The following is a 5,135-nucleotide window of genomic DNA, read 5'->3' as shown; positions in this document are numbered from 1 at the left end:
ACCCCGTCCGCCTCACCCCGCCGAGGACTGAGCCTTACCCCGCCGAGGACTGAGGCTGAGCTTGCCGAGGACTGAGGCTGTGCCTGCCGAGCGCCTCGTGGTAGTCCTCGATGTCCTGGGTCTCAGTCTTCGGCGTTGGGAAGCTCAGTCCTCGACGTTGGGAAGCTCAGTCCTCGGCGGAGGCGGATACGCCGACGGCCGGGCGCGAATCTCAGCGTGTGCTCCACGGACGCGCAACAATGGCGCCATGCTGAGCACCTCGGTCGCGACGACGCGGTTGGACCACATCCGGCACAACCTGGACGCCGTACGCGCCAGGGTCGGCGAGCGCACGGTGCTGGCCGCCGTGAAAGCCAACGCCTACGGCCACGGAGCCATCGAGGTTTCGCGAATGATCGAGGCGACCGGGGCCGCCGACTGGCTGGGTGTGGCGACCGTCCCCGAGGGCCTCCAGCTACGCGACGCCGGCGTCACGCTCCCCATCCTCAAGCTCAGCCACGCCACCGAACCCGACCAGGTGGACGCCGCAGTGGACGCCGAGATCGACCTGGCCGTCGTGGACGCCGACACCATCGACGCGGTCGCGAGTGCCGCCTCCCGCCTCGGACGCACCGCGTCGGTCCACCTGAAAGTGGACACCGGGATGCACCGCATCGGCTGCCCCCCGCAGGACGCGGTGCCGCTGGCGCGACGCGCTGACGCGGCAGGTTTGCGACTGCGCGGGGTGTTCTCCCACCTGCCGGTCTCCGACACCGACGGTGGACGCGCGTTCACGGGCCAGCAGATCGCGCTGTTCGCGTCCGTCACCGAAGCGATCGCGGACGCCCGCGGCCCGGTCGAGTTGCGGCACCTGGCCAACTCCGGCGGCGTCCTGATGCATCCGGACGCCTGGTTCGACATGGTCCGCCCCGGCATCGTGATCTACGGCAGCCTGCCCGACCCGACCTCCGATCCCACGCTCGACCTGCGTCCTGGCCTGGAATGGACGACACAGGTCAGCTTCGTGAAACAGGTGGCGGCCGGCGAAAGCGTGAGTTACGGGCGTACGTGGACGGCGCAGGCCGACACCTGGATCGCGACTCTCCCGGTCGGCTACGGGGATGGGTTCTCCCGGCGCCTGTCGAACGCGGGCGCCGTGCTGATCGGCGGGGAGCGCCGCCCCATCGTGGGCCGGGTGTGCATGGATCAGCTCATGGTGGATCTCGGGCCGACGACGCACGTGCGTCCCGGTGACGAGGCCGTCCTCATCGGACGTCAGGGCGACGCCGTGGTGTCGGCGTCCGAGGTGGCCGGGCACATGGGGACGATCCCCTACGAGGTGACGTGCCTGGTCGCGGGACGCGTCGCTCGCCGGTTCACCTGATCGGACGCCGCTGCCGCACGCCCGCGTCAGCCGGCGGTGATGCGGCGTCGCGTGATGAACACGTCGCGGGCGAAGCCGCCGATCTCGATGGTGGAGTAGCCGTCCATGGCCCCGCCGACGCCGCCGCCGAGCAGCGGGATCCGCCGGGCGAACAGCAGGCCTGCCCGGCGTCCGCCGATGCGTCCGAGGAGTTCACCGAGGACGCGTTCGCTGACGAGCCGGTCCAAGGTGGCGTCGAAGACCGGTGCCGTCGCGATCGCCAGGGGGGTGCTGGGCAGGATGCCGTCGTCCATGAGTTTGCGGACGCCGTCGCGTCCCATGAGGCAGAGGATCATCGCCGTGCGGACGCGTGGCGAGTCGATGTCGTAGCCGCGCAGGTGCGCGATGGTGGCGATCAGCCGGATCTGCACCACGGCGAGTCCGGCGATGTTCGCGGGGAGGGTCACGGCGAGGGTGGGGAGGCCGCCCAGGCTGGTGACGAAACCCTGGGCTCCGGCGAGTCCGACGTGGGTGAGGACGAGCGACTCGATGGCGTCCTCCGCTGTTCCCTTCTTGACGAGGTGTTTGGCGGCCGCACTCTTGGCCGCCGGGACCATGGTGGTGCCGTTGATCGCCGCCTCGAGGAGGCCGCGCAGCATGTTGCCGCCGACCTCGGGGGCGCGCGCGAGCGGGTTCTTGCTGACCTCGCGCGACTCGCCTGCCATCGTGTCTTCCCTCCTGCGGCGTGGGACGCCTGCCGTCCAGGCTAAACGCGGGGCGGACGGCGTCCAACGGGTTCCGCCCCCGGCTGGGCCCTGATCCGCGGTGCGTTGTCTGGTTGGTGCCGGTGCGGATGGACCGCTGAGGTAGTCATCGTTGCGAGAATGCTCAGTCCTGGACGGCCGGAAGCTCAGTCCTCGGCGTGTTGAGGGGGAGTCCTGGACGGTTGGAAGCTCAGTCCTCGGCGAAGTGGTGGAGGGGGCGCCGGCGCCGGGGAGGGTGTCGGAGGCGCGTGCCAGACTGACCGTATGGGGTTGTCGGGAGCCTTCGGGCCGGTCGAGGAGTGGCCGGATCAGGATCTGATCGCCCTCTCGGCCGAGTTCGACGTGGATCTGGTGGCCGAGGCCTACCGGGCGGGCGTGTTCCCGATGCCGCTCCACGACGCGGGCTGGCCGCGCGGCACGATGGGGTGGTGGTCCCCGGTGCACCGCGGGGTCCTACCGCTGGACGACCTGCGGGTCACCCGGTCGCTGCGCAAGTCGGCCCGACACTATGACGTGACCGTGGACGCCGCCTTTGACGCGGTGATCCAGCGGTGTGCCGATCCACGGCGTCCCTCCGGATGGATCGATCAGAACGTCATCGGCGTCTACACCGAACTGAACCGCCTCGGGGTGGCGCACTCCGTCGAGGTGTGGACGGCGGAGGGCGACCTGGCCGGTGGCCTGTACGGCGTCAGCCTGGGCGGTCTGTTCGCGGGGGAGTCGATGTTCCACGATCCGGTTCTCGGGCGTGATGCGTCCAAGGTGGCGCTGCTGGGTTTGGCTGGCGTCCTGAACGATGGCGTCGAAGGTCGCCTGCTGGACGTTCAGTGGGTGACCGATCATCTCGCGTCCCTGGGTGCCGTCGCAGTGGATCGCGTGGACTACCTCAGGTGGTTGTCCGAAGCGCTCACGTTGCCCGCCCCCGAGTGGGGCCGCGCGTCGGAGGCGCAGTTGCTGCGGTGAGGGGCTGACGCCTCCACGCCACCTCTCGGCATTGCCGCCGCCCGAGCATCGCCCATCCCACACGCGTGCATGGACTCGTGAGCGGTCGACCATTGCCGCCGCCCGGAGGGATCGGCAGGAGGACGCAGTGGGCAGGTGGCCAACCCAGTCCTGGGCGCTCTGAACCTCAGTCCTCGGTGGCCGCAGGGTCAGTCCTCGGCGGCGGGAGGGGCAGTCCTCGGCGGATGGTGGCTCAGTCCTCGGCGGTTAGCGCTTGGCGAGCTTGACGGTGTGGCCGCCCATCAGGGCAGTGCCGGTCAGCAGCAGGGTGCCGTTGGAACCGTCGCCGCGGGCGTTCTTCGTGATCGTGTTGCCGCTCATGATGCCCTGGCACTCATCGATCACCTGCACCCCCGCGGGGACGCGGATGGTGTGGCCGCCCATGATGACGTCGGCGTGCAGGGTGACGGTGACGCCTGGCCCGAACGCGGGGGAGGTGTCGATGGTGTCCCCGCCCATGATGACCACGTTGCGGATCGACGTCTCCCCGGGGCGCAGGGCGTAGTCGCGCCCGGACATGACGACGAAGCGGGTCTCGCCGGTGGTCGCCGCGACGGGTGCGGCGAACCGCTGCTGGGGCGCCGGCGCACCCCACTGCACGGCCAGTCCCTGCCCCTCGGGCAGGTCGACCACGATGGGCAGCAGTTCGTCGGTGTAGACGCTCGTCAGCGCACGTTCCTGCCGTTCGGACACCTCGCTGGTGCTGAGGCGTCCGTTCGCGAAGGCGTCCTGGATCACAGAGAGGATGACGTCGCGGTCGGCGTCCCCGGCGCGCATGCGCCTGGGCTCGGGGACCATGGGCTGGCGGGACATGCGTCCAGCCTAACCACAGCGTCTGGCTACGCTGAAGGTACCCGGGGTGATCCCCGGGGCTTCACCGATGAGGGAGCCGCCATGCCCGAGATGCCTGAGGTGGAGGGGTTGCGCTCATTCCTCGACGCGAACCTGGTCGGCCGCACCATCGCGTCGGCCCACCTGGCGGCGTTCAGCGCGCTGAAGACCTTCGAAGTCCCGCTGAGCGCCCTGCAGGGCCTCGACGTCGAGCGCGTGGAGCGGCGCGGCAAGTTCCTGGCGATCGGCGTGGACGGGGTGTGGCTGGCGTTCCACCTGGCCCGCGCGGGCTGGCTCACCTGGCACGATCCCGTCCCCGCGACCGCGGTGCGCCCCACCAAGGGTCCCCTCGCCTTGCGCGTCACCGCGGAGGGCCCACCGCTCAGCCCCGACGCCGACGACCCCGGCGACGGCCCGGTCGGCTTCAGCCTCACCGAGGCCGGTACCCAAAAGCACCTCGCCGTCTACGTGGTGACCGACCTGATGATGATCCCCGGGGTCGCCCGGCTGGGACCCGACCCGCTCGCCGACGGCTTCGACCTCGACGCCTTCCGCCACGTCCTCGCCGCCCACGCTCGCACCCAACTCAAGGGCCTGCTCAAAGACCAGTCGGTGCTGGCAGGGATCGGGAACGCCTACTCCGACGAGATCCTCCAGGCCGCCAGGCTCAGCCCCTTCAAGCTCGCCGGATCCCTCACCGACGCCGAGTCCGCCGCCCTGTTCGCGGCGATCCGAGAGGACCTGCTCGCCGCCATCGCGCGGGCGCACGGTGCCCGGCCATCCCAGCTCAAAGACGGCAAACGCACCCACCTGCGCGTCCATGGCCGCAAGGGGGAGCCCTGCCCCACCTGCGGCACCCCCATCGCCGAGGTGAGCTTCGCCGACACGTTCCTCAACTACTGTCCCGGCTGCCAGACCGGCGGCAAGCTCCTGGCGGATCGTCGGCTGTCGAAGCTGCTGAAGTAGCCCACCGGACGACGTCCGGCCGACGCCGTTTGCCCAGTAGCCTTGTCCCACTAGACCAAGCCCGCCCCGGAGGACCACGTGAGCACGATCGTCGAGCGGTTGCGCCGCTTCGGCGAACGCCCATGGACGCGCAACGGCCCCCTCGGGCTGAAGCTGATCGTCGTGAGCTGCCTCACCACGATCCTCGTGGCCTTCCTCGGCCCGTCCACCGTGGCCCTCAACGTCGGCCC

The 5,135-nt window shown here is 70.4% G+C and carries 5 protein-coding genes; 3 read left to right on the top strand and 2 right to left on the bottom strand.

The genetic code is table 11. The annotated features are described in order from the left end of the window. The first annotated feature begins 247 nt into the window (after positions 1 to 247). Positions 248 to 1,363 carry an alanine racemase gene (alr, locus tag V7E09_RS06260; RefSeq protein ID WP_324523166.1) on the top strand — a complete coding sequence of 372 codons (1,116 nt, stop codon included), beginning with the start codon at positions 248 to 250 and terminating at the stop codon, positions 1,361 to 1,363. A 26-nt stretch (positions 1,364 to 1,389) separates the two neighbouring features. Here the strand turns inward: alr and V7E09_RS06255 are convergent, their stop codons facing one another. Beyond that, positions 1,390 to 2,067: an EcsC family protein gene (locus V7E09_RS06255; protein ID WP_324510787.1), complete on the bottom strand. Its 678-nt coding sequence runs from the start codon at positions 2,065 to 2,067 to the stop codon at positions 1,390 to 1,392. 303 nt (positions 2,068 to 2,370) lie between these two features. On the opposite strand from V7E09_RS06255, the gene aat reads away from it, so the two are divergent. Then, entirely contained in the window at positions 2,371 to 3,069 is a 699-nt protein-coding gene (gene aat / locus V7E09_RS06250; RefSeq protein ID WP_324510788.1) for a leucyl/phenylalanyl-tRNA--protein transferase, read from the top strand. A gap of 246 nt (positions 3,070 to 3,315) precedes the next feature. Here aat and V7E09_RS06245 read toward each other — a convergent pair whose 3' ends face one another. Next, on the bottom strand, positions 3,316 to 3,921 hold the full coding sequence (locus tag V7E09_RS06245; RefSeq protein WP_324510789.1) for a DUF1707 SHOCT-like domain-containing protein: 606 nt from the start codon (positions 3,919 to 3,921) through the stop codon (positions 3,316 to 3,318). An 81-nt stretch (positions 3,922 to 4,002) separates the two neighbouring features. Between V7E09_RS06245 and V7E09_RS06240 the strand changes: the two genes are divergently transcribed. After that, positions 4,003 to 4,905 carry an Fpg/Nei family DNA glycosylase gene (locus V7E09_RS06240; RefSeq protein ID WP_324510790.1) on the top strand — a complete coding sequence of 301 codons (903 nt, stop codon included), beginning with the start codon at positions 4,003 to 4,005 and terminating at the stop codon, positions 4,903 to 4,905. Positions 4,906 to 5,135: the final 230 nt, after the last annotated feature.

Origin of the sequence: Propioniciclava sp., assembly GCF_036744435.1 — a bacterium.
GTDB lineage: Bacteria > Actinomycetota > Actinomycetes > Propionibacteriales > Propionibacteriaceae > Propioniciclava.
Note: the sequence above shows the minus strand (reverse complement) of the source record. Positions and strands in the feature narration are given on the sequence as shown.

Excerpts from the sequence above, each read along its gene's own strand:
- V7E09_RS06245 (WP_324510789.1), bottom strand. The coding sequence starts at position 3,921 with ATGTCCCGCCAGCCCATGGTCCCCGAGCCCAGGCGCATGCGCGCCGGG.
- V7E09_RS06255 (WP_324510787.1), bottom strand. The coding sequence starts at position 2,067 with ATGGCAGGCGAGTCGCGCGAGGTCAGCAAGAACCCGCTCGCGCGCGCC.
- aat (WP_324510788.1), top strand. The coding sequence starts at position 2,371 with ATGGGGTTGTCGGGAGCCTTCGGGCCGGTCGAGGAGTGGCCGGATCAG.
- alr (WP_324523166.1), top strand. The coding sequence starts at position 248 with ATGCTGAGCACCTCGGTCGCGACGACGCGGTTGGACCACATCCGGCAC.
- V7E09_RS06240 (WP_324510790.1), top strand. The coding sequence starts at position 4,003 with ATGCCCGAGATGCCTGAGGTGGAGGGGTTGCGCTCATTCCTCGACGCG.